The following is a 24,829-nucleotide window of genomic DNA, read 5'->3' as shown; positions in this document are numbered from 1 at the left end:
CTAAACATGTTAAGCATTTTTGCCTTTATTACTGGTTGATTTATATTCTTTTTATCATTCTTTCGATTTTACCTTTTTAATTGGTTTAGCTGCTACTTTTTGAGTTTCTTTGCTTAAAACCTCAGATATAGCGGACTTTAGAACTTTTATCTCAACTTTTGGTGCTATTTCTATTATAAATTGTGCATTTGCCTCATCAACTTTATTAACTTCACCTATTATTCCACCAGAAGTAATGACTGTATCACCACGTTTTATTTGATCTATCATCTTTCTATGTTCTTTTAGTTTTTTTTGTTGCGGGCGAATAATGAGAAAATAAAATACCACAAATATTAAAATCAGTGGAATAAAACTAGCAAAAGATGCGCCGATACTTGATGTATTGCTAGTTGCATCTGCTGCAAAAACTTCAGAAATGAGCATATTTAATCCTAATTGTTAATGATAAAAACAAACCTATTTAAGTATTAATTACAATACCATGCCATGTCAAGTTTGGTGAAGGCGTTTCTCAATACCGGCAATAATACTGCGAATTCTAAGTTATGCTAAAACTAATATGGCGGGAGTGATGAGACTTGAACTCACGACCTCATGCGTGACAGGCATGCGCTCTAACCAACTGAGCTACACCCCCCTAATTTCTTTTTAGCATTTTCGGGCTTCAACTTTAAAGCTAATAAACATGTTGCCCTTTGTCAATATTTTTTGTTTGCGCTTTGCTGTCTTTTCTATTACTATGTAAATAATTTAATTTCACACATGGCTTGTACAAGTAGTCCCATTAGGGTTATGCCATGGAAGATAAACTATTTGGAGGAATGATATATGACAAATTTGCCTAAAGTCACTGTGCGTGATTTAGCTGAATCTGGTGTACATTTTGGTCACAAAATTAGTCGCTGGAACGCAAAAATGGCTCCATACATATATGGAGTGCATCAAGAAAATCGTATACATATAATTGATTTGCGAAAAACACTACCATTGCTACAGGTGGCCATGAAGGCTTTATATGACGTTGCATTTCAAGGTGGTCGCATTCTATTTGTTGGTACAAAGTTTCAAGCTTTTGATATTATTGCAAGTGAAGCGATTCGTTGTGGTCAATATTATGTGAATCATCGTTGGCTTGGTGGTATGCTTACTAATTGGGGCACTGTTTCTTCTTCGATAAAAACCTTGATGCAATATGAGAAAATATTAAATGACGAGGATAGCATTTTAACAAAGAAAGAATTGGGAAACATTGAAAAGAAAAAGCAAAAGCTTGATAAGGCGCTTGGCGGTATTAGAGAAATGGGAGCAATTCCTGATATCTTATTCATCATTGATACTAATAAAGAGCATATAGCGGTTAAGGAGGCTAAGAAGTTAGGAATTCCAATAGTTGCAATACTTGATACTAATTCTGATCCAGATGGTATTACTTATCTAATACCTGGAAATGATGACTCAAGAAAATCAATAGAGCTCTATTGTAAATTAGCTACCGACTCTATATTAGCTGGAATAGAGTCTAGTCTAGCAAAATCTGGAGTTAAGATTGATGATATAAGGGGTGATGAGTTTATTCAAGAAAAAGAAGATGGTATTGTGCAAACTAAAAGGAGACGTAGTAAAGTTTACAAAGAAGAAGAAAGGGAGGTAGTAACAAATGAAGATGAATCCAGATGATATAAGAGAATTACGTGATAGAACAGGGCTTGGCTTAAGTGACTGTAAAAAAGCATTAGAAGAATGTGATGGTGACATTAAGAAAGCCGTTGATAAGTTACGTACAATAGGTCTTGCTAAAGCTGACAAAAAATCTGATAGAGTAGCTTCAGATGGGCTCGTTGCTATGTGTTTGACTGAAAATTGTGGTGTATTGATTGAACTCAATTGCGAAACCGATTTTGTCGCAAGGAATGAGAAATTTATAGAGTTAGTTTTAAATTTAGCATCAATTGCTCATCAAGAACGCTGTACTAGCGTTGATGAGTTAAAAAATGCCAAGTATGAAAGCATTGGCACAGTGCAGGAAGCTATTATGAATGGTACGTCAGTTCTTGGTGAGAAGCTAGAGTTAAGCAAGCTTTGTTACTTAGAAGCTAAGGATGGAGTTATTGCTGGCTACGTACATGGTGATGTGTGTGGCTTAGGTAAGATTGGTGCTTTAATTGCATTGCAATCATCTGGTGATAAGGCGAAGCTACAAGAGATTGGGAAACAAATAGCTATGCATGTAGTTGCTATGAAGCCTGAAGCTTTGTCTATAGATGATTTAGATCAAATGAAGTTGAACAACGAACGTTCTATAATTGAAGAGCAAGTGAGGAGCTTAAATAAACCTGAAGAAGTAGCAAAAAAAATAGTAGATGGACGAATGGCTAAGTACTATGAAGAAGTTGTTTTACTGGAGCAAAAATTTATAAAGGATGATAAGATGAAGATTTCTGATTTTATAAAATCAAGCGAGTTGAGTGCTGTTAAACTCTCTAATTACAAGTTACTTGTTTTGGGTGATGCAGATTAAATAGCAAAAAATGTTTATTTCAACAAATGAAAAAAGCGAAATAAAATATTCCAGGGTGTTATTTAAAATCTCTGGTGAGGCTTTGATGGGATCAAAGCAATTTGGTCACGATATGGAGACTATAGGTGAGTTATCTAAAGGCATAGTTGAAGTTTGTAATCTTGGAGTTCAGGTATGTATTGTTGTTGGTGGTGGTAATATCTTTCGTGGCACATCTGCGTCTTTAAGTGGTTGTGAAAGAGCAAGCAGTGATTATATTGGAATGCTTGCAACTATAATCAATGCTTTAATTTTACAAAACTTTTTAGAAAAAAATTTAGTAGCTTCTAGGGTATTATCTGCAATACCCATGGCCACTGTATGCGAACCTTACATCAGAAGGAAAGCTATTCGTCATTTAGAAAAAGGTAGAGTGGTAATTTTTGCAGCAGGCACAGGCAACCCATTTTTTACTACAGATACAGCTGCAGCCTTACGTGCTGTTGAAATGAATTGTGATGTTATTCTAAAGGGTACGCAAGTAAATGGTGTATACTCCGCTGATCCGAAAAAAAATGAGGATGCTGTAATGTATGATAGGCTTTCTTACACGGATTTATTGACTCGTGATTTAAAAGTTATGGATGCATCAGCAATTTCACTTGCTCGTGAGAATTCTATTCCAATTATAGTTTTTTCTTTGAAGGGAGAAAAAATAGTCAATATTATTAAGGGTCAAGGTACTTATACTATAGTTTCAGATTGTAAACAGTAGGTAATTTATGTTAAATGAAATAAAAGCTAAAACAAAAGAAAGAATGCTAAAAACTATTCAGTCCTTTCATGATGATATTAAAGGCGTACGCACTGGTAGAGCTAGTGCATCTTTGCTTGATGGTATAGTTGTAAACATCTATGGTGGGCATCAAAAGTTAAATCAAGTTGCAGGCATTTCGGTTATAGATAACAAAACCCTATCAATTAAAGTTTGGGACATTAGTGTTGTAGGTGAAGTGAAAAACGCTATATTAAATGCTAACCTGAATTTAAATCCTGTTGTCGAGGGTAGCACCATACGTATAGCTCTTCCGGACTTGACACAAGAAACCCGTGAAAAATTAGTGAAATTATTGCATCAGTTTGCTGAAAATGCACGGATTGCCATTAGAAATATACGTAGAGATATTATGGAAGAAACAGAAAAAATGAAGGAAAATAAAGAAATCTCAGAAGATGATTTTCATGGTGCTAAGAAGGAAATACAAAATATTACTGATGATAATATAAAAAAGATTGATGGTGAATTGTCCATCAAAGAAAAGGATATACTGAATCACTAAATGATATGGAGAAAGCTTACATAGCAAATGATGTCATTCCAGTGTTTGACACTGGAATCCAGTCTTTACTATACAACTATCTGATGCACTTGTTTGAAATCAAATTTCCTGGATCCCAGTGTCGGAGCACTGGGATGACACCAATTTTGCATTCAAGTATCAACTATTGGTGTCACTACAGTAACTCTCTTCCTGTCATGCAAGTAGCTGACACCTTCCAGGTGTCCATTGAAATCCAAAAAATTTCACTCAAGTCAAAATTAGGTTAAATTTAAATGTTGAATCAAGAATCTTTACCGAAACATTTAGCAATTATTATGGATGGTAATGGTAGATGGGCGAACAATCAAGGAAGGGTAAAAATTGATGGTTATAAAAAGGGCAGTGAAGTTGCATACGATATTGCCAAGTATTGTACGGACTTAACTATACCCTACTTAACTTTGTATGCATTCTCTATGGAGAATTGGCTTAGACCTAAAAACGAAACTGACTGTCTATTTGATTTATTTTACTCCGTTTTAACTAATGAAGATAAAGTCAATTTCATTTACAATTGTAACATTAAGTTGAATTTTATTGGCAATTTAAGTCTGTTACCCAGTAAAATATTGGATCAAATTAAAAAAGCAGAAGAAATGACACATAAGAACGATGGTTTATTACTCACTGTGGCAGTCAGTTACGGAGCAAAGCAAGAAATTACACAAGCTATAAGCAATATTATAAAAGAAAATATTGCTTATGTATCAGAAGAGGAATTTGAAAAATTTCTGTATACTAAAGATTTGCCAAAATTGGATTTATTAATTCGCACTGGCGGCGAAAAAAGGTTAAGCAACTTTTTATTATGGCAAGCAGCTTATGCTGAATTGTATTTTTGTGATACTTTATGGCCTGATTTTTCTTGTCAAGATTTGAGTAAAGCATTAGAAGATTATACAAAAAGAGAGAAAAAATATGGTAGATAATAATTTTATAATTAGAATGTTGTCCTCAATAGTAATATTATTCATATTTTCCTTTGCTACATATTTCAGTGATTTATCGTTTTACCTATTGATTTTTTCGATAGCAGTTTTATCTTCTTTTGAATGGTATAATCTAACCCAGGGAAACAAAATTTTATACGTTTTTGCATTATTATTGATTGCACTACCAAGCGCCTCATTAATATATTTATATAATCTACCACAGGGAAAATACGCATTAGTATGGTTCGTCTTAACCATTTGGGGAATTGACGTTACTGCCTACCTGTTTGGCAAGAATTTTGGTGGAGCTAAAATTTGCCCAATTATTAGCCCTGGAAAAACTTGGGCAGGACTTCTTGGTGCGATTTTAGCTGGAGTAGTGTGCACAATTTTTGGATCAATATTTTTTGGTCTATTTTCAATTTTTTATTCTCCAATCATTGGCCTTGCAATTGCTATTCTAGCGCAACTTGGCGATTTCACTGAGTCGCTTGTTAAAAGAGCTTACGGTGTTAAAGATAGTGGAAATATGATACCTGGCCATGGGGGAGTGCTCGACCGTATGGACAGTTTCATTTTTACTGCCCCTCTTATTGCTATTTACATAAGCTAAGTCTGCAGAAGTGCCATTAGAGCTCATCCCTAGTCAGCTCCCCAACCGCTTCTACAGTGCAGTCATGGACAAACGTCTTTTCACAATAAGGGCAGGCTATTTCCTCTTCTTCTCCCATATCTAAATATATTAATGGATGGCCGGAACCCTCATCATTCTCATCACCATGACAACAAACTTTTCTATTATTAACCCTCACTTTTGACATGCTGCTCCTTTAGCTTATAACATTTTATATATTGAATATACCCATTCAGAAATAAAAAACAACAAGCACTATTCTCCATTTTTTATCCTATTCAGGTTAATCAATTCGTTTTGAACACCTTTTGATACAAATTTGCTAACATCTTCTCCTAATCTTGCTATTTCCTTTACAAAGCTTGATGAGATAAATTGAGTATCTTCAGAAGCAGGAAGAAATATGGTTTCGATTTCAGGAAGAAGTTTATAATTTACCCAGCTCATTTGAAACTCGTAATCAAAATCCGATACTGCTCTTAATCCCCTAATAATAACAGAAGCATTCTGCTCTTTGGCAAACTTCACTAGCAACCCATTAAAAGATATAACATCTGCATCAATTCCTAGCCCTTTGATTTCATTTGCAGCCATGCTTGTGCGTAGCTTTGTGTCAAAGGCAGTATGCTTATTAACGTTTTCTGCAACTCCTATTATTAATTTATCGACTAGTTTACACGCTCTTTTGATTATGTCAAGATGCCCAAAAGTTATAGGGTCAAATGTGCCAGGGTAGATTCCTATTTTGTCATTAATGTTCATCCTTTATTTTTATAAACTACTTTAAAAACTTTTGATAGACATAATAACATTTTTTATCTAAAAATAAAAGTATACAGTTGGCCTGATAGCTCAGTTGGTAGAGCAAAGGACTGAAAATCCTTGTGTCGCTGGTTCGATTCCTGCTCAGGCCACCTTCTCTTTCTTGGCAAACTTGCCTTTTTGTTATAAAATACTCTATATCGTAATATAAATATTAGGGAGGCAAGTCATAGTATATAAATATTATAATAAACTATTTAATATCTTATTAATTATAGTTCTATTATTAAGCAATATTACTTATGCTGGCGTTAGTGAAAAACCGGCATCTCAACATGTAACCAGAAAAGAAGAACCAGCGTCAACTGTCTTGACGGCAGAAAATACAGTAAATAATGACATAGTTGTTGGTTTGTTGAAAACGGAAGAAGCACATGAGCTTGGGCTATCTCAAAATATCTACGAGATGTTTAATAACTTTGGAGTTAAAACCGTACTCATTGACTACAATAAAATAATTAACTTAAAAGAAATCCAAGAAAAGTCGCTTATCTTTGCAAAACAAGATGAAACATTGGCAAAGAAGCTAACATTAGACCGAATAAAAGTTGAAGTTGCAAAGTTTGTTAAAGAGCACAAAATAAATAGAATATTTATTCCGGATAATTTACACTCAGCACCCACTCCTTGTCGCCAGCTTGTTACTGAAGCAATTGTAAAAATAGTGGATGATAACCCTGCAATTCATTTACTTGGCATATGTGAAGGCATAATGAATGCAAAGGGAATTGAAGTAGTGAGTGTTGTGAGTGATGAAGAGAAACGAAGATCTCATTTAAAATCAGCACCTAATCCACAGAAAGAGGATCTACCTCTCCAGCAGATAAAGATCGTTCCAAATAGTCGTTTAGCAGAAGTAGTAGCCAAATTCCTAATACCTAATGAAAATGGCTGGTTTTCAACATATTTTCCAGATGCTCATTCAGGAGCAGTAAGTAATACACCAGAAAATAGAAGAAAATTGGAGTCACTTGGATATAAAGTTGCAGCATTTTCCAGTGAGGGGGTAATAGAGGCTATTGAAGATAAGCATGGTAATGTTCACTTTCAAAGTCATCCAGAAGCCCTTGTTGTGAAGTCAGATAAAAACCTCTATTTATCAAATCACAAGGAACGTCAAGTGTCTACACTAGTTGCTATAGCGATTATGAATGATTTTCTTTATCGTGCTTAATGGCTATAGCTTTAGGCTTACCGACGATTTGATAAACGATAGATTTGTCATGTATCCGTTCAGGCAATGGCGTCAACTTAAGGAAAAATATCAGCGATAGTGTATAAAATTTCTCTCCAAATTTTTTATCATTAAATTATCCAAAGAGTGCAAGGGACAGCACTTTTGTTTCTATTTTATTGCAACAAAAAAGTTTAAAATGTGTCTTTTTTAGGTGAGGCATGCAAAAAGGAAAAGATCTTATCTTACAAATTAAAAATGCAATATACTCGAAAACTTTTCAGAAAATCCATTGTGTTGAGTTTTACACGAACAAGAAAACTTCCTTTTTCGACAGTATTTTCTATGATTTTAAAGTTAGTTAAAAAAAGTTTGGGAATAGAATGTGAACTTATGGAGCCATTGACATGTACCCTCAAAGCAAGCTTTTTCTAAAGCAAGGTATAAGATTTGCCATACAGGCTTTCAAGAATTTAAGCATCCAAACAGCCTATCAGGATGAACCTGAGTTGGAGAGGCTATAGACTTATTGCAGCAGATGGTTCTGGTATGAGATTACCCAGCTCTGGGGAAATTGTATCCGAGTTTGAACCAAATGGAAACTGACCTTACCCAGAAAAAGTGGAGAGAAAGTTTGGAATGTTTTTCACAAAGAGAATGATGAATCAAAATGCTCAGGAATGCAATAGTTAATAGTGACGTTGTTTGTTATAAAAAATTTCTATGTATTCAAATATTGCAGTTCTAGTTTGTTGAGCAGAGTGTTGTGAAGTATCAATAAGTATTTCTCTTTTCAATGAGCTAAAGAAGCTTTCCACAACAGAATTGTCGTAACAACAACCTTTATAACTCATCTATGTTTTTTATGGATAAGAGATATTGATAACCTTGCGAAGTATATTGTGAACCTTGATCACTATGTAATAGTAGATTTTTGGCAGGTTTACGCTTGTTAACGTCCATTAATAAAGAGTCCATAACCAATTGTTTATTTATTGAACTGCTCATTAACTACCATGCGTGAATATAGATCGATTATTGTTGCCAAATATAGCCATCCTTCTTTGGTTTTTATATAAGTAATCCCATACTTTATTTGGTTGATCGACAATAAAGTTTTGGTCTAATATATTGGGAGCTACTGTCCGTTTGTTGTTTCTTAATTTTAAATTTTCTTCTCAATATAGCCTGAATACCATTTTTCTGCATAATACTTTGCACTGTTTTTAAGTTGCAACTTTTACCCAAAGCCTTTAATTCAGCATGAATTTTAGGAGCTCCATATCTACATTTAGAAGCTTGATATATTTTTTGAATATCTGCTAATAACTCTTTATTTGCTGATTCTCTACTGCTTATTTTCCTTGTAGTCCACTTATAGTAGCCACTAGCAGAAAACCCTACATAATTCCTGCACTTTATAGTGTTTACTATGCTCTTTTATGAAAAAATATTTTACTCTTTTTGACTGGCCAGGGCTTTTTTTAAAATGTCTCTTTCTCTTGTTACTTTTGCTAACTCTTTCTGTAAATCAAATCTCTCTTTGTCATAAGGTGCTACATCTGGAAATGCATTTGCCGCTGACTTTTTTTCGTTATATTTCTTCATCCATTTTCCTAATACACTATCCCTTATTCCTAGATCTCTTGCTACTTTTGCAACTGGTTGACCTACCTTTCTTTGTTCATTTGCCAGCTTAACAGCTTCCAATTTGAATTCTGCCGTGTATTCTCTTGCCATTTCTAATCCTCCAAAATTTTATTTTACCCGAAAAAACTCCTTTCTTTCTCTCCACTTTTTCTGGGTAAGGTCAGTATGGGAAAAGGTGAAAGATGTACTAAAAAACCCAGAGATGATAAAAAAGGAATACCAACGTAGAGTATTAGAAAATAAAAATGATGAATCATCAGAGAAAAAGTTTGCAAGAAGAGAAAATCAAATAAAAGAAGGTATCGAAAAATTAATGGAAGATTATTATAGTCAAGAAAATGCAGGAGAGAAAGGATATATAAGCGAGGAAGAATTTAAACAGACAATGAGAAAAATGAAAGAACGCTTACAAGGGATAGAAGAAGAGAAAAAAAAGGTAGTTGATCAGAAGGCAGTAGAAAAAGGAATAAGTCTTATTATAAATAGCATAAAGAATTTTTATTCTAGTGTAAAATCGAACCTGGAACAGCTAGATTGGCAAACTAAGCGCGGCATTATTAAAGCATTAATAGGACAAATTAACATTGGTTGTGATCAGGTAGAAGTAGGATTTCAGATCGAAGAACCAGCACAGGATGGGGGAATTCTTAATTTGTATCATTGTACTACACATCATAATAAGGGGGTTGGCAAAATGTGTCAAGCAAGTTTTTTCGTTTCTATAAATCTGGATTTCAGCGTTATGCGCTGGAATGACAACGTGAGGTAAATTTTTCAACATCCCAAAATTACAGAATTCAGTCTGTTTAATTAAGTGTGAACTGTTACACGAAAATTTTGTAAACAGATTAATATACCCTGTTTTTGCTATTCATCTAAAAATGGAACCATAGAGTACGTTGAGGAGCGTAAGCAAATTTTAATGCAAAAATTACTATCAAAAAATAGATTATGCAAGAGGTCTAATTATTCTGCCGCAATTTTGCTCTATCACACTTGCCACATTTAATATTCCAGCTTCATCATAATAATTTCCAATCACTTGCAAGGCAAGTGGTAAACCCTCATTGGAGAGCCCAACAGGAACAGAAATAGCAGGCAATCCTGCCAGACTTGCCGGCACAGTAAACACATCATTGATGCACATAATTAGCGGATCTGGCTTTTCATTTAAGCCAAAAGCTTCTGTTGGAGCAGATGGCACAAGTATGTAATCTATTTTTTCAAACGCTTTTATAAAATCATTTCTGATTAATGCCCTGATACACTGTGCTTTTTCGTAATATTCATTGTAATGACCTGAGGAAAGCGCATAAGCGCCAATTAAAATTCTTCTTTTCACCTCTTTACCGAAACCTTCTGCTCTTGTTAGTGAATACATTTCTTCAAGGGTATCAGCATCAACCCTGAACCCATAACGCACACCGTCATAACGAGCAAGATTGGATGAAGTTTCAGCAGAACAAATTAAATAATAGACTGGTATTGCATATTTAGTATGTGGCAGAGTAACGTCAACAACTTCAGCGCCATTTTCTTTTAAATAGGAAGCAACTTTCTCCCAATTATGGACTATTTCCTCTGAAATTCCATCCATCCTATATTCTTTTGGTATACCAATACGCTTACCCTTGACATCACCATTTATAAAGCTAGAAAATTTAGGCACTGGCTTTTCGCTTGATATTGAATCTTTTGTATCATAGCCACAGATTGCTTCCAGCATTAATGCTGAATCAGAGACAGAACGAGTAATGACTCCTGCTTGATCTAGAGAACTCGCAAATGCAATCATACCAAAACGCGAGCATCTTCCATAAGTTGGCTTTATTCCAACCACTCCACAATAAGCTGCTGGTTGGCGCACAGATCCACCGGTGTCACTCCCTAGTGCTCCAGCGCATAAAAATCCAGCCACCGATGCTGCAGATCCACCAGATGATCCACCAGGAACAACTTTTTCCCCATCGCTTTTTCTAATCCACACATTTTCAACAGGGCCAAAATAGCTATTTGTGTTCGCAGAACCCATAGCAAATTCATCCATATTAAGCTTACCGAGCATGGCTGCTCCACTTTTTAAAAGCAAGTCAGACACCGTAGATTCGTAAGTCGGAACGAAATTTTCCAGCATTTTTGAGCATGCTGTTGTTTTTATTCCTTTTGTACAGAATAGATCTTTGATGCCAACTGGTACACCCATGAGCGGCGAGATTAAATCATCCTTTTGCCTAGAGAAATGTTCATCTGCAGCTTTAGCAGCTTTCATTGCTATCTCTGGGGTTTTTGTTATAAATGCATTTAATTTCTCATTTTCAACCGCACTGATGTGCGCCTCTACGAGTTCAACGGCAGAAAAACTCTTTTTTTTGAGCCCGTCATGCATTTGTGTAATACTTAACTTTCTTAGTTCATTCATCAATATTTAATTTTTAGCAAGACGTTAATTATAACATGGCACGATAAAAAATCCATACATTTATAGTTACAGCTAGAAATGTAGCTAAGGTAACTTAGATTCACCGACAATCGTCATCCCGCTACTTGTTAGCGGCTAAGAGATACCGCAGCGGTATGACGTAGAAGCTATACTTTTATACTCACCAACTCAGTATCCAATCCGGATTGTATCTTAAAAAGGTCAAAAGACTATAATAAGCAAAGGAGTGATACTGTGTCTGAGTGAAAATCGTTGAGATCCCAGTGTCTGCTGCTTGCATAGCATTTATTTACAAAAAAATAGTCATGCAAGAGACTTTGCTTGGATATTTGATATAATTTAGGTCTATTAAAGCAAAAAATACTAACATGAATGAAGTGATAACATTTGGTTGTCGTCTAAATTTTTACGAGAGCGAGTTAATCAAAGAAGCATTAAAAAAAGCAAAGAGAGAAAATGTTGTTGTGGTGCATAGCTGTGCAGTGACAAACGAAGCAGAACGTCAGGTAAAGCAAAAGATACGTAAGATTTACAAAAATGATCCAAATAAAGAAATTATCGTAGTTGGTTGTGCTGTTCAGTTGGATCCAGAAGTTTACAGTAGCATTCCTGGTGTAAGTAAAGTGCTCGGTAATCAAGATAAGCTAAAAGCTGAAAATTACTTACTAAATGACGATAAAATCTTGGTCAGTGATAACCAAGTAGAACCTGTTCTAATTAATGGATTTGAAGATAAGTCAAGGGCATTTATTGAAATTCAAAATGGTTGTAATCATAGCTGCACATTTTGTTCAATTACTGAGGCAAGAGGGAATAATCGATCTGTGCCAATAAACAGTATTATAGAGCAAATCAGGATCTTTGTAGAAAATGGATATCAAGAAGTAGTGTTTACAGGGGTTGATATTACTGACTTTGGTACAGATTTGTTGGGTAAGCCATCACTTGGTTCAATGATTAGGAGAGTTTTAAAGGATATACCAGAGTTGAAGAGGCTAAGACTTTCCTCTATCGATGTTGCTGAAGTTGACGACGAATTAATGGATTTAATAGCTAATGAGTCAAGACTTATGCCTCATTTACATTTGAGTCTACAATCTGGTAATAATTTAATACTAAAGAGAATGAAGCGTCGTCACAACAGAGAACAAGTGATAGAATTTTGTCATAAAATGAAGAGCTTGAGGCCTAATATAGCATTTGGCGCTGATATTATTGCTGGATTTCCAACAGAAACTGATGAAATGTTTCAGGATACAGTTGATTTACTGAAAAAAACAAATATAGTTTACCTACATGCTTTTCCATATTCAGAGCGGAAAAATACACCTGCTGCACGAATGCCACAAGTACCAGAGAATGTGCGTAAAGAACGAGTAAAAAATTTAAGAGAAGTAAATAAAGAAATTATGAGCAGTTTTTCTCAATCCTTGATCAACACTAAGCAAAGTGTTCTGGTTGAGCAAAATAATGTCGGTAGAGCAGAAAATTTTGCATTAATAAAGCTTGAATCAAAAGCTCAAGCCAAGAGTATTGTGAAAGTTAATGTTAAAGGAGTGGAAAATAATTATCTAATTGGAAATATTTTTTCTTAATTTTTGTACATTGAAGAAATATACGATATAGTAATTATACTGTAAATGATAATTGTGAATTCATTTATGATAACTAGAATATCTATTACTTTATTTTTGATTTTCATTTCATGTGTCTATTTTTTTATTACTTATATTAGTAATGATACACACATTGAGCAAGTACAACCCTTAAAATTAGAAACAGACAATAATAAAAGTGTGATACGTTCTGAGGAGGTTACTGCAAAAGAAATACCAATAAAATATCAAGAACTTGAAAGTAGTCCACCTTCTGTTTTCCAAGTAGCTGATCAGAAAAATATGTGGTCACGTATTGCAGATCAAGCTGAGCCTACAAAAGAAAAATCAAAAAAACTTGATTTTTATGTTAGCGCTAACGGTGGTAAGGTATACCATGATAATTCAGAAATATTTGTAAAGGGTATACAAGAAATAGGAAAAAGAGTCCTAACTTTAGTTGAAAGTCATTATGGTTTTATAATAAAAAATATAGTGGCAGATGAAATTAAAAGTATACAGCAATTTGATGGTAAAATTGATTTCCAGTGGTTTAGCAGCATGTCTTTAGGTTACTATGCTGGAGAAAATGGTAAAATTGATTTTGAAGCCGCGTATTCTATAGCCAATATTGAAGATAGTAATTCTCCTCCGGTATTTGATAAATCAGCAAGTATATTTGCGTTTTTGTTAAACTTCTATTATAATCCCAGCGTTCAGGATACACAATTTGCTCCGTACATCGGTCTTGGTATAGGACCAACAGTTTTTAGATTAAAAAGGATTAATGGGTCACCCCAAAATTCAATGCCACTGAATGTTCCTTGGTTTGCTTATCAAATAAAACTTGGTGTTGATTATTCAATAATCCCAGAAATCAAAACCTTTCTCGGCTATCGTTACTTTAGCGTTCCGATACCTGTTGCAGATGACATATCTACTCACAATATTGAAGTTGGTTTGATATTTAATTTTTAGTGATAATTTAATATATATATAAATTCTTATCTTTTCTATCTAACAAACCAAATGTTGGTACGATTGTTGCTTTTAAAAAAATGACAGTTTCTACTGTTCTAATATTATTCGCTAGCCTTTTTGATTTCTGATGCAATAAGCTTTGCTTATCTTCTCTATGTTCTATAAGCCCGCCGATTACCATAATTTCACCGCTCTTAATTTTTAACATAGAGTTCATTTCTCTGATTTCAACAATTGGAATGTCGCTATTTAATTTCATTTTACTCTGCTGTGCGACGTACTCTATATCTGGATCTTTAGTGTAGCCGTTAATTCTTGATAAAGTTGGATGTATATCCATGAATATTTCACTAGTATCAATGTTAATGCTTGGGTGGATTATTAGCACAACACCTATTGGGACGCTATTCATCTTGGTAATTAAGGTCTGATTAGAGTTTCTAGTATCTTTTTGTATATCGGAGGTAAAATAAATATGGTTTTTAGTAAATGAAATCATCGCTTGCTGATTATTTATAGCATGTACTCTGGGGCTTGAAATTACAGTTGAAGTGCCAAATTTGTCTAAATTTTTTACTAAATCTCCTAGATCATTTGCACCAAAGTTCATTGCTAGGTTAATAATGGAGTTATCTTGATTTATTATAGACTTAGTTCCATCTTGTAAGTCATTTAAGTTCATACCAGAAAGGTATTTGTCATCTAGCACAACTTCAACTATTTTTGCCTCTATCATTACTTGAGAAGACGCTAACTTCTTAACCTTATTAATATATTCTTCAACAGCTTTGTGGATATCTTTTCTAGCATTCAAAATAATAACACCAGCTTCTCTGTTGGATGAAAGGAATTCGCCATCATCCACCCCGTTAACATCCATTATTGCATTCAAGCCTTTTTCTAATGAATTCCATAAGTCACTACTGTATTGAGACTTCATAACATTGTTATAGTCCCTATCAACGTTACTTCCATCACTGTTAGTAATATTGTTATTAATGACGAAACTGCTTTGAGCAGAATGTTGAATATTGATGAAGTCTACGTAATAATTTTGTGCGTATGGCAAGTCCTGCTCAATTCTAATTACACCATTACTTGTTGAGTAACGCAGTTTGGCGCTATTTGCTATACTCTGAATTACTTCGTTTATATCCTTATCTTTTAGCTTTAAAATAATATTACCTGATATTTTTGGGTCCATATCCAAGTTAACGTCAGAAAGTTTTCCTATCTCAATCAGCAAATCCTTTACTGATACTTCTTCACTAACATTAATAGAAATAAGCTGATTACTGATTGTGAGATCGGGAAACTCTATTGGTAAAGGCATAATTTCTGGTATTGCCGGTTCATTAATCTCCAAAGAGGTGTTATATTGTTGCAACGGATAATCGTGCTTATAATTGTCTATGTTAATAGGATATTGCTTGGTAGGTAGATGTGTGCAAGAAATAATGAAGAGGAGTATTAAGCATTTAAAAATAGCCATTAGAACAGCATACAAAATCTATACTAATAGATTTCTATAAAAATATTAAAAATGTATTTAATCTCATTTTCATCGAGCAGATAATTGTCGTGTATTAGCTTTGGCTATGTATTTTTTGTATACTCTTCTTGTACTTAAATGTAGACCAGCATAGCCCTAATTTTTTTATATATTGTACTTCTTTCTCTGTATTTAATAATAGGCTTGAAAATAAATGGTAAGCCTATAATTGTTAAGCTTAGAGCTAGGGTTGAAAGTATACAACAGGCTTTGTGTTTACTATGTAGCTCTTTCAGATAAAGCATCAAAAATCTACAAAATTTTTTGTAATTTTCTTCGATGTTTTTTTTGCTATGAGCCTTGCTAATGAACATATCTATTGCGGTATGACCGTTATTGCACTTAATGTTAAGGTCTGCACCTTTTTCTGTTAACAACTGAGCTATATCAAAATAATCCTTTTGAACAGCAAGATGTAGAGGTGCAAAACCTTGTTGCTCACAAATGTTCATATTGGCTCTAACTTCCAATAACATTTTCACAATTTGTGTATGGCCTTTTTTAACTGCGAGTAGCAAGGGAGTTCTGTTACATTTAGTAACAGCATTAACGTTTACCTTAAGCTTCAATAAGAGCTTAACTGTTTTAGTGTTACCATTATGGCTAGCTTTATGCAGCCTAGCGTTACCATTAAAATCTTGATCGTTTGCTTCTATTCCCTTTGAAACAAGAAATGTTACCATTTTTCTATTATTATGCTCAATAGCGCAATCTAACGCATCAAAACCATGGTTGTTTTTTGTGCAAAAAAACTCTTTAAGTTTAATTTTATCGTTACTTGCTTGCTGTTTTTTTGCAATAAGTTTTACTATTTGCATTTTGTTGTTATACGCTGCTAGGAAAAGCGTAGTGTTATTTTCTGCATCTTTGGCTTCTATATTTGCACCTTTCTTTATCAGATATTCTATAATTTCTGCTCTGCTGTCATAATGTGCGGTGCATTGATAAATGGTTAAAAACAAAGGAGTACGAAAATTGTTATCTTCACATTCGAGATTTGCTCCGCTATCAATTAAAATTTGGACGCTTTTTTTAGAACCGTATAGTGAAGCTATATGAAGAGGAGTATAGCCCTCTTTGGCATCTTTTTCATTAATTTTTGCGCCTTTTGTTATCAAAAAATCTATTAATTCCGTGTCATCTTGTAGTGCAGCAAGGTGCAGTGGAGTGAATCCATTTTTATCCTTGGAATTAATTGTCAGTTGGTTAACAAAAAGTTTAGCAACTTTCTTGTGTCCATGCATAATGGCGTAATGCAGAGGGTTTCTATTTTCGTTGTCTACGACATTGAAATCAGCTTCGTGCTCTAGTAATGACTTTACTCCAACTAAATCGCCTTCTTTTGTGAACTTATGCAAGAGAGTGATTCCACTTGCATCTTTTGAGTTAATATCAAATCCATTTTCTACTAATTGGTTTATATCTTCCTCACGTGCCATATCACTTAAATCTCTAATTAAACTCTTTTCGCGTTAATAATACTCCTACTTGATTAAGTTTAAATGAATCTGTGAGAAATGGCTAGTGCATTCTTGCATAACAAACTTTTGGCAGCGCATTGGATGAAACGAAAAACTTACTTGACAAACTCCGCCAGCCCTCTTATCATGAAACTGAAGCTATTTATTTATCTTCGCAATCTCTGCAGTGGATTAATGACAAAAAACTTAATGTATTTGGCGTAAATCATGCTTAATTTTTTGCACTATGTGCACCTCATGTCTTTATAAAACTTTTAGGTTTCTACCTATAAAAGCCGAAACGCGCTTATAAAGTGTTTAAGACAGTAAAAGACGTCAAATAGACAAGGGAGAATTTGAATACTAGCTACCCTAGGGTTTCTTTGCCTTTTTTTTTATTTGGTAAATTTCTTAACATTTATAGCTAAACGACAACTGTCATTCCTGTAAAGGTCAAGTATCCCGCTACTTGTTAGCGGGATCTAGAGATACCGTGACGGTATGACGTAGGATTGCTGTCATTCTGCTACTTGTTAGCGGCTGAGATACCGCGAATGAATCGCGGTATGACGGTTCGCGGTGGCATGACGATAAGCTCGTCATCCCGCTACTTGTTAGCGGCTGAGATACCGCGAATGAATCGCGGTATGACGGTTAGCGGCGGCATGACGTAGGATTGCTGTCATTTCGCTACTTGTTAGCGGCTGAGATACCGCGAATAAATCGCGGTATGACGGTTAGCGGTGGCGTGACGATAAGCTCGTCATTCCGCTACGTGTTAGCGGCTAAGAGATATCGCGGTGGTATAGCTATAAATTGTTGATATCTTTTTTATATCACATTTTTAACTTACAATAGTTAGCCAGCGTTCCTTACATTAACCAAATCTTTCAAATTCTGCACTCACCACTACCTATAACTCACTTTCACGCAATATTGATCGTTCTTAAAAAGCAATCTAACATTTTTTATTCCTTGATTGCGAAGCTTTGATGCAGCTGATTTAGCAGCCTGAGCACTTTTAAAAAATGCAACATATCCCTTACTTTCTGCACTGTCTTGTTTCGGATGACGTTTCTGCATTTCTTTTTCATATTGCTTTCTGTAATGAGGAGTATTTTGTATCAATTGTTCTGACATCTTTCTTAGGTATTGAACTTTTACTTTTGCAAGCCCAGATTTATGAAATCCTAAGACTTGAGCTGCTTTTTCTGATAAGTCTATTATTCTGCCTTCAATAAAAGGCCCTCTATCGTTAACCCTTGTAACAAGCTTTCTTCCGTTTTCTAAATTAGTGACAAGAACAAAGCAGGGTAAGGGCAAAGTCTTATGCGCTGCAGAGATCAAGTGACGGTTAAACGCTTCACCATTTGCTGTAAGTGTGCCATGATCTTCTATTCCATACCACGATGCTATCCCTATCTCTTCATAGTGTTTACAGTTTTTTGGATAATAAGTTATATCATTTATTGTGTAGCTGCTGCCAATTTTATAATGACCTGCAGTGCAGTTAAACCTGTTGCTAAAACTGCAGCTACTTATCAAAACAAATATTAGACATAGAAAGGTTAGGTTTTTTATCATTGTATTCGGTAAGAGGGTTCGATACTATGAGGATTTTAAATTATACTATAATAAATTTAGTAATGAGTAAACATCTACTGCTAAATATTAACAAAACTCAAAAAGGAATAATACATATTATTGGTATAGGTGGAATCGGAATGAGTGCCATTGCTGAAATTCTTCACAATTCCAATTGCAAAGTTCAAGGCAGTGATGCACAATCAAACGACAATATAAATAAGTTACAAAAGCTAGGTATAGAGGTTTTTATTGGTCACAATGCTAATAATATAAGCCAAGCTCAAATAGTTGTACATTCTTCTGCAATAGAATCTGATAATGTGGAGTTAATTGCGGCAAAAAATAACAATAAAACCGTTTTGCATAGATCAGACATACTTGCTGAAATTATGAAAGGTAAATATGTGATAGCGGTTTCAGGTTCAAGCGGAAAGACAACAACAACCGCTATGATTGCTTCCATTTTTGATCATTCTGGCATTGATGCGACTGTAACTGTAGGAGGGATATTAAATTCCTATAAGAGCAACTTCAAACTTGGAGGGAGTGACACTTTTCTGATCGAGGCTGATGAGTCTGATGGAACTATGCTAAAAATCCCTGCAAAGATTGCTGTCATAACAAGTATCAACAATGACCACATAGATTATTACGGCACATTTGATAATATCAAAAATGCATTTTCCCAATTCGTGAATAATGCAGGTTCTGCAGTTTTACCTGATTCTGTAGACATCGATTATGATGCGGGTAATTCTATAACGTTTGGGTTTGAGAATGGTAGCATAAGAGCCAGCAACATTAAACAGCATGCTAACAGCATAGAATTTGATGTGTTGAACAACTGGATTCCAGCATTACGTGCTGGAATGACAAAAGGAAAGTGTACAGAGATGTCATCCCAGTGCGTGACACTGGGATCCAGCCCTTTAAAAAACATAGTACTATCAAATGCAATTGGAATTCACAAAGTAAGCAACGCCCTAGCTGCAATATCAGTTGCGATAAAGCTCGGAATTAGCGATGCAGATATTAAAAAAGGCCTTTTGGAATTTCAAGGAGTAGCAAGAAGATTCTCTTTGATTGCCGATATTAAAGGTGTTAAGTTAATTGAGGATTATGCCCATCATCCAAATGAAATATATGCAACTTTAACGGCTGCACGTTCGATTACTAAAGGAAAAGTAATAGGAATTATCGAACCACTTCGTTTTGCCCGCATTCGTAATTTTTTTGATGAATTCATACGCATTTTCATGATGTTTGATTATGTCATCCTCACTCCTGTTCATCCCCCAGAAGACAAGCCTATTCCTGGTTGTGGGATTGATGATATACAAAAAGCTTTAATCAGTAATGGATTTAATAACACAAAAATTATGAATGATGCTTTGCTCATTTCACATTTTATTAGTGATTCGACAAGTCCAAGTGATATAGTATTATTTATTGGTGCTGGTAGTAATATAGCTAAATTGGCAAAGGAAACTGCAGCACTTATTGCGGAAGTTAAGGTTTAATGTAATGAATAAGATAATCAATAACGTATTTGCAAGAGAAATTTTAGATAGCAGGGGTTACCCCACTATTGAGGTAGAAATTGAGCTCTGTGATGGTGCAATAGGCAGGGCATCTGTACCTTCTGGAGCTTCAACCGGTAAATTAGAAGCCTTGGAACTCAGGGACCAAGATGAGAAAAGGTATTGTGGTAAGGGAGTGCTGAAAGCTGTTCAAGCTGTAAATGGGATAATAGCAGATGAAATCATTGGAATGAATGCAGCGGACCAAAATGCAATTGATAAAGCATTAATTGAACTGGATGGAACAAAAAACAAATCAAAACTTGGAGCAAATGCAACTTTGGGTGTGTCTCTTGCAGTTGCAAAAGCAGCAGCAAACAGTTTCAAAATGCCGCTATATAGATATTTGGGAGGAAAGCAGACGAGTGTTATGCCGGTTCCACTCATTAACATAATTAATGGTGGAGTACATGCAGACAATAAGCTCGATTTCCAAGAATTCATGATTCTTCCGGTCGGTGCTGAGACTTTCAGCGAAGCGATTAGAATATCTGCGGAGGTATTCCACAACTTACGTAGCATTCTTAAGAAAAAAGGTTATAGCACAAATGTAGGGGATGAAGGTGGTTTTGCACCAAATATTGAAAGTACTGAAGAAGCACTTGATTTGATCATATACGCTATAGAATCAGCAGGTTATTCAGCGCAAAGTGATTTTGCACTAGGCCTTGATGTTGCTTCATCTACTTTTTATGAAGATGGAATTTACAAATTTGAACACAGAGATCTTACTTCAGAAGAGTTGACTGAATATTATTGTAATCTTGTGGAAAGATATCCAATAATTTCTATAGAAGATGCAATGAGTGAAGACGACTATGAAGGTTGGAAATTACTTACTGCAAAATTGGGGAGTAAAATTCAATTGGTTGGGGATGATTTGTTTGTTACAAATTGTGAACTGATATGCAAAGGAATAGAGGAAAAAATGGCAAATGCTGTACTGATCAAGCCAAATCAAATAGGGACGTTAACAGAAACTTTTGCTGCTATTGAAATGGCAAAATCAAATGGCTATAAAGCTGTTGTTTCTCATCGCTCAGGTGAAACAGAAGACACAACAATATCTCATATAGCAGTTGCGTCAAATTGCGGGCAAATAAAAACCGGGTCGCTATCGCGTTCTGATAGACTCGCGAAGTATAACGAGCTAATCAGAATAGAAAGCGCATTAGGAAAGGATGCTAAATATTATCGTGGGTTAGCATGGGTTTTATAGACGAAGTAAAATTGTGTTTAAAAGCTGGTGACGGTGGTGATGGCTGTGCAAGTTTTCGTCGAGAAAAGTTCGTTGAATTTGGTGGTCCAAATGGTGGTAATGGAGGAAAGGGTGGAAACATAGTTTTCATCAGCGACGCTAATCTCAACACTTTGCTTCATTTTCGTTATAGAAGACACATTAAAGCAGATAGTGGAAAAAATGGTGCAGGCAGGGATAGATCTGGCACAGCAGGGAAAGACGTTATACTTAAAGTTCCAGTCGGTGCACAAATAATTGATGAAGAAAGTGAAGAGATAATAGTAGACCTTGACAAGCCTTGTATGGAATTTCAAGTAGCACAGGGTGGAAAAGGTGGACTTGGAAATACTAATTTTAAATCTTCTACTAATAAGGCACCAAGACATTTTACTTACGGTCAGCCTGGCGAAGAAAAACATGTATTATTAAAACTAAAAGTTTTATCAGATGTTGGAATTATTGGCATGCCAAATGCAGGTAAATCAAAATTTTTGACTCGCTGCTCAAATTCCGATACAAAAGTAGGCGATTATCCATTTACCACCGTAAGACCTCATTTAGGCATGGTAAAAGTGGATGATAGCGAAGTTGTAATAGCAGATATTCCTGGAATAATTACTGATGCTCACCTTGGAGTTGGGCTCGGGCATAAATTTTTAAAGCACATAGAAAGGTGTCAAATTTTACTTCATTTAATCGATGTAACTCACGATGACGTTGTTTCGGCTTATAGTTGTATCCATAATGAATTGGAACTTTACAATAGTGATCTTGTTGAAAAAGAAGAGATTGTAGTATTAAACAAATGCGACTTATTGAGGGAAGCAGAAATTCTGGAAAAGAAGAATCACCTAGCTAATTATCTCAATAAAGAAGTGCTGTGCTTATCAATTAATGGTGATTTACAGCCTATTTTAAGATTATTAAGTGAAAAATTGAAAAAGAGTAATTCTAAGGAAATCGATGTATATGATCCTTTTAAAGCGTAAATTTTCTATTTATGGATGTACAAGAATGGTAGCGTGCAACCAGAACTAAGCGTACAGCTGTGCAAACATCGTGATTTGAGTCCACCAGAAGGGTGTCATCCCAGTCTGGGATCCAGGAATTTTATTAAGTTGGTAAGCATAAAAGTAGCCGTTTTATGTTAAAATACAACGTTTTGATGATTATGAAAAGGCTGGATTCCAGACTGGAATGACACCATCATAAAGTGAATCAGTGTCAGCTACTTGCATCTACCATGCAAGTTAACTGAAAATTGCAATGTTCGTACACTTGACTACTTGGATCTAGTATGATTTAATTAACAAAGAAGTAGGCATGAAAAAATTATGTAGTGAACCAGTTTGCATAACACCAGGAGGAAAATATGGATAGAAAGACGAGAATAGAATCAGACAGCTTAGGGGAAGTAAAAGTACCAAGTGAACATTACTGGGGAGCACAGACTCAGCGTTCTTTAGAAAATTTTAAGATTGGCACAGAAAAAATGCCAGAGCCTCTGATTAAAGCATTAGCAATAGTAAAACTTGCAGCAGCGCGTGTTAATATGAAACATGGTGTTATAGATGATAGGGTAGGGGACGCAATTTGCACAGCCGCGAGGGAAGTAATAGATGGCAAATTTAATAATGAATTTCCGCTTGTTGTTTGGCAAACCGGATCCGGAACGCAGACTAATATGAATATGAATGAAGTGATCAGCAATCGTGCAATAGAGATTTTAGGTGGTAATTTGGGTAGTAAATCTCCAATACATCCAAATGATCATGTGAATTATGGTCAGTCGTCAAATGACACCTTTCCAACAGCAATGCATATAGCAGCAGCAGAGCAAATAAACTGCTTGCTTATTCCAAATCTTGAAAAATTGCATAAGGTGCTGGATAATAAGGTTCAGGAATTTAAAGATATAATAAAAGTAGGACGTACTCATCTGCAAGATGCAACGCCCCTAACACTAGGACAGGAGTTTTCTGGCTATGCAGCCCAGATTAAAAAGGGGATAGAGAGAGTAAAATCAACTTTAAGTGGTATATACGAGCTTGCACAAGGTGGCACTGCGGTTGGCACGGGACTCAATACTAAAAAGGGTTTTGCTGAAGATTTTGCAAAGCAAGTTGCAGGAATTACTAACCTTCGATTTACTTCAGCAGGCAATAAATTTGAAGCGCTAGCAGCAAATGATGCTTTAGTTGAGCTCAGTGGAACACTCAATACAGTAGCAGTCAGTTTAATGAAAATTGCAAATGATATAAGGTTGCTTGGTTCTGGTCCAAGATGCGGAATTGGGGAAATAATGTTACCGGAAAATGAGCCTGGTTCTTCAATTATGCCAGGTAAAGTGAATCCAACTCAGTGTGAAGCGGTGACTATGGTATGCACTCAAGTTATGGGAAATCATGTTGCTGTAACCATTAGTGGTTCAAACGGTCATTTTGAATTGAATGTGTTTAAGCCAGTGATAATTTACAATGTTTTGCAGTCTATAAGACTTTTAGCTGACGCAAGTTTAAATTTTACAGAAAAATGTGTAGTTGGTATTAAAGCAAATGAAGAGAGGATAAAAGATTTACTGAATCAGTCGTTGATGTTGGTCACTATATTAAATACGCATATAGGGTACGACAATGCAGCAAAAATAGCGAAGCTTGCTTATAAAGAAAATATCACTCTAAAAGAAGCAGCAGCAAAACTTCAACTGCTCACTGAGGAAGAGTTTGAAAGGATAGTGAAACCAGAAGAAATGGTAAATTATTTGTAACCGCTCACACTTAATTCTTCAATCTCACTAATAGAAAGGCCAGTAAACTTGACAATAGTGTTAACATCAACATTATTATCTTGCTTTGTCTACCTTATTTTGCCGCTCCCCTGAACGGATACGGTTTAAGACATAAGATCCTTTTTCATAGCTATACTACGTTATCCAGCGTCTGGGCACTGGTTTCTTGGTACTTATTCCGCAATAACTTTTTTTTCCTTCAATAAACTTTGCAGTTCGCCTTTTTCGTACATCTCGCGAGTGATGTCGCAACCACCAATAAACTCTTCCTTTATATATAATTGTGGAATTGTTGGCCAATCAGAAAACTTTTTTATAGATTCACGTATTTCATCATTCTCCAACACGTTAATATACTTAAACTTCACGTTCAATTTTTTTAGGATTGACACGACGAGTCCAGAGAATCCGCATTGAGGAAAATCAGAAGTGCCTTTCATATACAATACCACATCATTTTCTGTTATATCTTTTTTTATTTGTTCAAAATTGCTCATAAATTCACCTTATTT

23 protein-coding genes, 2 tRNA genes and 2 pseudogenes are annotated in these 24,829 nt (G+C 35.1%); 17 read left to right on the top strand and 10 right to left on the bottom strand.

Annotated elements, in window-relative coordinates; all coding sequences use genetic code 11:
• Positions 1-54: 54 nt before the first annotated feature.
• A complete protein-coding gene (gene yajC, locus ACQH2O_RS04965) occupies positions 55-426 on the bottom strand; it encodes a preprotein translocase subunit YajC (RefSeq protein WP_010081840.1) in 372 nt (123 codons plus the stop codon).
• A 137-nt stretch (positions 427-563) separates the two neighbouring features.
• Positions 564-640: transfer RNA gene (locus tag ACQH2O_RS04960), tRNA-Asp, on the bottom strand.
• A gap of 191 nt (positions 641-831) precedes the next feature.
• Here ACQH2O_RS04960 and rpsB point away from each other — a divergent pair.
• From rpsB to ACQH2O_RS04925, 7 genes are read left to right on the top strand one after another with little or no spacing between them, the layout of a single operon-like run.
• Positions 832-1,680 carry a 30S ribosomal protein S2 gene (gene rpsB, locus ACQH2O_RS04955; RefSeq protein WP_010962661.1) on the top strand — a complete coding sequence of 283 codons (849 nt, stop codon included), beginning with the start codon at positions 832-834 and terminating at the stop codon, positions 1,678-1,680.
• Entirely contained in the window at positions 1,661-2,521 is an 861-nt protein-coding gene (tsf, locus tag ACQH2O_RS04950; protein ID WP_070356839.1) for a translation elongation factor Ts, read from the top strand. Before rpsB ends, tsf begins: the two co-directional genes overlap by 20 nt.
• A gap of 16 nt (positions 2,522-2,537) precedes the next feature.
• Positions 2,538-3,275 (top strand): UMP kinase, encoded by a 738-nt coding sequence (pyrH, locus tag ACQH2O_RS04945; protein WP_369800793.1) that lies wholly within the window; start codon positions 2,538-2,540, stop codon positions 3,273-3,275.
• Positions 3,276-3,282: 7 nt separating this feature from the next.
• Positions 3,283-3,840, top strand: coding sequence for a ribosome recycling factor (gene frr, locus ACQH2O_RS04940; protein ID WP_425385107.1), 558 nt, complete (start codon positions 3,283-3,285; stop codon positions 3,838-3,840).
• 5 nt (positions 3,841-3,845) lie between these two features.
• Complete coding sequence (locus ACQH2O_RS04935) at positions 3,846-4,109, top strand: hypothetical protein (protein ID WP_010962657.1); 264 nt, start codon at positions 3,846-3,848, stop codon at positions 4,107-4,109.
• Between the two features lie 6 nt (positions 4,110-4,115).
• Positions 4,116-4,811 (top strand): polyprenyl diphosphate synthase, encoded by a 696-nt coding sequence (gene uppS / locus ACQH2O_RS04930; RefSeq protein WP_006279327.1) that lies wholly within the window; start codon positions 4,116-4,118, stop codon positions 4,809-4,811.
• Positions 4,801-5,427 (top strand): phosphatidate cytidylyltransferase, encoded by a 627-nt coding sequence (locus ACQH2O_RS04925; protein ID WP_010082212.1) that lies wholly within the window; start codon positions 4,801-4,803, stop codon positions 5,425-5,427. Before uppS ends, ACQH2O_RS04925 begins: the two co-directional genes overlap by 11 nt.
• A 16-nt stretch (positions 5,428-5,443) precedes the next feature.
• On the opposite strand, the gene ACQH2O_RS04920 is transcribed toward ACQH2O_RS04925, so the two are convergent.
• Both ACQH2O_RS04920 and coaD read right to left on the bottom strand, forming a co-directional pair.
• The gene (locus tag ACQH2O_RS04920; RefSeq protein ID WP_006279326.1) at positions 5,444-5,635 is read right to left on the bottom strand and encodes a zinc-finger domain-containing protein; all 192 of its coding nucleotides are present in this window, start codon (positions 5,633-5,635) and stop codon (positions 5,444-5,446) included.
• Between the two features lie 68 nt (positions 5,636-5,703).
• Positions 5,704-6,210: a pantetheine-phosphate adenylyltransferase gene (gene coaD, locus ACQH2O_RS04915; RefSeq protein WP_425385106.1), complete on the bottom strand. Its 507-nt coding sequence runs from the start codon at positions 6,208-6,210 to the stop codon at positions 5,704-5,706.
• A gap of 79 nt (positions 6,211-6,289) precedes the next feature.
• Here coaD and ACQH2O_RS04910 point away from each other — a divergent pair.
• The 3 genes and pseudogenes from ACQH2O_RS04910 to ACQH2O_RS04900 all read left to right on the top strand — a co-directional run.
• Positions 6,290-6,362: transfer RNA gene (locus ACQH2O_RS04910), tRNA-Phe, on the top strand.
• A 218-nt stretch (positions 6,363-6,580) separates the two neighbouring features.
• Positions 6,581-7,444, top strand: coding sequence for a gamma-glutamyl-gamma-aminobutyrate hydrolase family protein (locus ACQH2O_RS04905; protein ID WP_022626263.1), 864 nt, complete (start codon positions 6,581-6,583; stop codon positions 7,442-7,444).
• Positions 7,445-7,665: 221 nt separating this feature from the next.
• Positions 7,666-8,044, top strand: a pseudogene (locus tag ACQH2O_RS04900) (IS4-like element ISWosp8 family transposase); the annotation flags it as partial.
• A 46-nt stretch (positions 8,045-8,090) separates the two neighbouring features.
• Here the strand turns inward: ACQH2O_RS04900 and ACQH2O_RS04895 are convergent.
• Positions 8,091-9,184 (bottom strand): annotated as a pseudogene (locus ACQH2O_RS04895) (IS3 family transposase).
• A gap of 85 nt (positions 9,185-9,269) precedes the next feature.
• On the opposite strand from ACQH2O_RS04895, the gene ACQH2O_RS04890 reads away from it, so the two are divergent.
• Positions 9,270-9,863, top strand: a complete 594-nt coding sequence (locus ACQH2O_RS04890) for a hypothetical protein (protein ID WP_244226866.1) — start codon at positions 9,270-9,272, stop codon at positions 9,861-9,863.
• Positions 9,864-10,043: 180 nt separating this feature from the next.
• On the opposite strand, the gene gatA is transcribed toward ACQH2O_RS04890, so the two are convergent.
• The gene (gene gatA / locus ACQH2O_RS04885; protein ID WP_010962643.1) at positions 10,044-11,513 is read right to left on the bottom strand and encodes an Asp-tRNA(Asn)/Glu-tRNA(Gln) amidotransferase subunit GatA; all 1,470 of its coding nucleotides are present in this window, start codon (positions 11,511-11,513) and stop codon (positions 10,044-10,046) included.
• A gap of 389 nt (positions 11,514-11,902) precedes the next feature.
• Between gatA and mtaB the strand changes: the two genes are divergently transcribed.
• A complete protein-coding gene (gene mtaB / locus ACQH2O_RS04880) occupies positions 11,903-13,129 on the top strand; it encodes a tRNA (N(6)-L-threonylcarbamoyladenosine(37)-C(2))-methylthiotransferase MtaB (protein WP_425385105.1) in 1,227 nt (408 codons plus the stop codon).
• A gap of 66 nt (positions 13,130-13,195) precedes the next feature.
• Positions 13,196-14,107, top strand: coding sequence for an outer membrane protein (locus ACQH2O_RS04875; protein WP_070357048.1), 912 nt, complete (start codon positions 13,196-13,198; stop codon positions 14,105-14,107).
• Positions 14,108-14,114: 7 nt separating this feature from the next.
• On the opposite strand, the gene ACQH2O_RS04870 is transcribed toward ACQH2O_RS04875, so the two are convergent.
• The 3 genes from ACQH2O_RS04870 to ACQH2O_RS04860 all read right to left on the bottom strand — a co-directional run bounded on the left by ACQH2O_RS04870 (position 14,115) and on the right by ACQH2O_RS04860 (position 18,706).
• Complete coding sequence (locus tag ACQH2O_RS04870) at positions 14,115-15,602, bottom strand: type II secretion system protein GspD (protein WP_015588942.1); 1,488 nt, start codon at positions 15,600-15,602, stop codon at positions 14,115-14,117.
• 134 nt (positions 15,603-15,736) lie between these two features.
• Positions 15,737-17,101: an ankyrin repeat domain-containing protein gene (locus ACQH2O_RS04865; protein ID WP_012673105.1), complete on the bottom strand. Its 1,365-nt coding sequence runs from the start codon at positions 17,099-17,101 to the stop codon at positions 15,737-15,739.
• Positions 17,102-18,031: 930 nt separating this feature from the next.
• Positions 18,032-18,706, bottom strand: coding sequence for a septal ring lytic transglycosylase RlpA family protein (locus ACQH2O_RS04860; RefSeq protein ID WP_425385104.1), 675 nt, complete (start codon positions 18,704-18,706; stop codon positions 18,032-18,034).
• A gap of 26 nt (positions 18,707-18,732) precedes the next feature.
• Between ACQH2O_RS04860 and murC the strand changes: the two genes are divergently transcribed.
• From murC to fumC, 4 genes are all read left to right on the top strand, one after another.
• The gene (gene murC, locus ACQH2O_RS04855; protein WP_038250394.1) at positions 18,733-20,229 is read left to right on the top strand and encodes a UDP-N-acetylmuramate--L-alanine ligase; all 1,497 of its coding nucleotides are present in this window, start codon (positions 18,733-18,735) and stop codon (positions 20,227-20,229) included.
• Positions 20,230-20,233: 4 nt separating this feature from the next.
• On the top strand, positions 20,234-21,508 hold the full coding sequence (gene eno, locus ACQH2O_RS04850) for a phosphopyruvate hydratase (protein WP_010082238.1): 1,275 nt from the start codon (positions 20,234-20,236) through the stop codon (positions 21,506-21,508).
• Positions 21,496-22,518 (top strand): Obg family GTPase CgtA, encoded by a 1,023-nt coding sequence (gene cgtA, locus ACQH2O_RS04845; RefSeq protein ID WP_425385103.1) that lies wholly within the window; start codon positions 21,496-21,498, stop codon positions 22,516-22,518. Before eno ends, cgtA begins: the two co-directional genes overlap by 13 nt.
• Before the next feature lie 383 nt (positions 22,519-22,901).
• Entirely contained in the window at positions 22,902-24,296 is a 1,395-nt protein-coding gene (gene fumC, locus ACQH2O_RS04840; RefSeq protein ID WP_425385102.1) for a class II fumarate hydratase, read from the top strand.
• Positions 24,297-24,490: 194 nt separating this feature from the next.
• On the opposite strand, the gene grxD is transcribed toward fumC, so the two are convergent.
• Positions 24,491-24,814: a Grx4 family monothiol glutaredoxin gene (gene grxD / locus ACQH2O_RS04835; protein ID WP_425385101.1), complete on the bottom strand. Its 324-nt coding sequence runs from the start codon at positions 24,812-24,814 to the stop codon at positions 24,491-24,493.
• Between the last annotated feature and the right edge of the window lie 15 nt (positions 24,815-24,829).

Origin of the sequence: Wolbachia endosymbiont (group B) of Schoenobius gigantella (assembly GCF_964031005.1) — a bacterium.
GTDB classification, from domain to species: Bacteria; Pseudomonadota; Alphaproteobacteria; order Rickettsiales; family Anaplasmataceae; genus Wolbachia; species Wolbachia pipientis.
The sequence above is the reverse complement of the archived record's forward strand: the minus strand, read 5'-3'. Positions and strand labels throughout refer to the sequence as shown.

Coding starts and splice junctions, on each gene's coding strand:
- yajC (WP_010081840.1), bottom strand. CDS start 426: ATGCTCATTTCTGAAGTTTTTGCAGCAGATGCAACTAGCAATACATCA.
- rpsB (WP_010962661.1), top strand. CDS start 832: ATGACAAATTTGCCTAAAGTCACTGTGCGTGATTTAGCTGAATCTGGT.
- tsf (WP_070356839.1), top strand. CDS start 1,661: ATGAAGATGAATCCAGATGATATAAGAGAATTACGTGATAGAACAGGG.
- frr (WP_425385107.1), top strand. CDS start 3,283: ATGTTAAATGAAATAAAAGCTAAAACAAAAGAAAGAATGCTAAAAACT.
- ACQH2O_RS04935 (WP_010962657.1), top strand. CDS start 3,846: ATGGAGAAAGCTTACATAGCAAATGATGTCATTCCAGTGTTTGACACT.
- uppS (WP_006279327.1), top strand. CDS start 4,116: ATGTTGAATCAAGAATCTTTACCGAAACATTTAGCAATTATTATGGAT.
- ACQH2O_RS04925 (WP_010082212.1), top strand. CDS start 4,801: ATGGTAGATAATAATTTTATAATTAGAATGTTGTCCTCAATAGTAATA.
- ACQH2O_RS04920 (WP_006279326.1), bottom strand. CDS start 5,635: ATGTCAAAAGTGAGGGTTAATAATAGAAAAGTTTGTTGTCATGGTGAT.
- coaD (WP_425385106.1), bottom strand. CDS start 6,210: ATGAACATTAATGACAAAATAGGAATCTACCCTGGCACATTTGACCCT.
- gatA (WP_010962643.1), bottom strand. CDS start 11,513: ATGAATGAACTAAGAAAGTTAAGTATTACACAAATGCATGACGGGCTC.
- mtaB (WP_425385105.1), top strand. CDS start 11,903: ATGAATGAAGTGATAACATTTGGTTGTCGTCTAAATTTTTACGAGAGC.
- ACQH2O_RS04875 (WP_070357048.1), top strand. CDS start 13,196: ATGATAACTAGAATATCTATTACTTTATTTTTGATTTTCATTTCATGT.
- ACQH2O_RS04870 (WP_015588942.1), bottom strand. CDS start 15,602: ATGGCTATTTTTAAATGCTTAATACTCCTCTTCATTATTTCTTGCACA.
- ACQH2O_RS04865 (WP_012673105.1), bottom strand. CDS start 17,101: ATGGCACGTGAGGAAGATATAAACCAATTAGTAGAAAATGGATTTGAT.
- ACQH2O_RS04860 (WP_425385104.1), bottom strand. CDS start 18,706: ATGATAAAAAACCTAACCTTTCTATGTCTAATATTTGTTTTGATAAGT.
- murC (WP_038250394.1), top strand. CDS start 18,733: ATGAGGATTTTAAATTATACTATAATAAATTTAGTAATGAGTAAACAT.
- eno (WP_010082238.1), top strand. CDS start 20,234: ATGAATAAGATAATCAATAACGTATTTGCAAGAGAAATTTTAGATAGC.
- cgtA (WP_425385103.1), top strand. CDS start 21,496: ATGGGTTTTATAGACGAAGTAAAATTGTGTTTAAAAGCTGGTGACGGT.
- fumC (WP_425385102.1), top strand. CDS start 22,902: ATGGATAGAAAGACGAGAATAGAATCAGACAGCTTAGGGGAAGTAAAA.
- grxD (WP_425385101.1), bottom strand. CDS start 24,814: ATGAGCAATTTTGAACAAATAAAAAAAGATATAACAGAAAATGATGTG.